Below are 864 nucleotides of genomic sequence, written 5' to 3'. Positions count from 1 at the left end.
GGCCATGGCGGGACGTTTCGGTGTCATGGCCGGCCCCCGAGGTCTAGTTCCACCCGCATGCGAGATCTCATGTCCAGGCGCTTTTGCGGAGCAGGCGCAGCCCGTTGAGGGCGACGATGACGGTAGATCCTTCGTGTCCGGCGACCGCGAGCGGCAACGGTAATGTGGCGATCAGGTCCCATGTCACCAGCACGGTGATGAAGGTCGCGGCGATGATCAGGTTCGCCACCACATACCGGTGTGCCTTGCGGGACAGGTTGATGACCGCGGGCACCGCGGACAGTTCGTCGCGGATGATGACCGCATCGGCGGTGTCCAGGGCGAGGTCGGAGCCGTGCCGTCCCATCGCGACACCGATGCTGGCCGCGGCCAGGGCGGGGGCGTCGTTTACCCCGTCGCCGACTACCATCACGGTGGCGCCGTCATCCTCGAGTCGTTTCACCGCGTCGGCCTTGTCAGCGGGGAGCAGCCGGGCGTGGACGACACGAATCCCGGTGCGTGCGGCGATGTCGGCGGCGGTGCGGTCGTTGTCCCCGGTGAGCAGGTGCACCGGCGACGCTGTGAGGGTCTCGGTTCGTGCGACCGAGGAGGCCGCGTCCGGGCGGAGTGCGTCGTCGAGGGTGAGCGTTCCGACAGGTTCACCATCGACCAGGACGTCCACGATCGTGCCGACCGTGCCCGATTCATCAGCCGTCTGCACGACTCGGACCAAGCGCCCGTCGACGACCCCTTCGACGCCGTGGCCAGGGATCGCCCGGAAGTTCGCGGCAGGGGCGCTGCCCTCCGGGACGGCGCGGACGACGGCTCGCCCGATCGGATGCTCGCTGTGCTGCTCGACAGCGGCCGCCAACGCCAGCACCGACT

The 864-nt window shown here is 68.9% G+C and carries 1 protein-coding gene; it reads right to left on the bottom strand.

Going from position 1 to position 864, the window contains the following annotated elements:
- Positions 1-67: 67 nt before the first annotated feature.
- The coding region (locus J1M43_RS16075) for an HAD-IC family P-type ATPase (protein ID WP_206477466.1) at positions 68-864 on the bottom strand (797 nt) is incomplete at its 5' end.

The sequence above is a fragment of the Microbacterium sp. KRD172 genome (assembly GCF_017168295.1).
Taxonomy (GTDB): Bacteria; Actinomycetota; Actinomycetes; order Actinomycetales; family Microbacteriaceae; genus Microbacterium; species Microbacterium profundi.
Note: the sequence above shows the minus strand (reverse complement) of the source record. Positions and strands in the feature narration are given on the sequence as shown.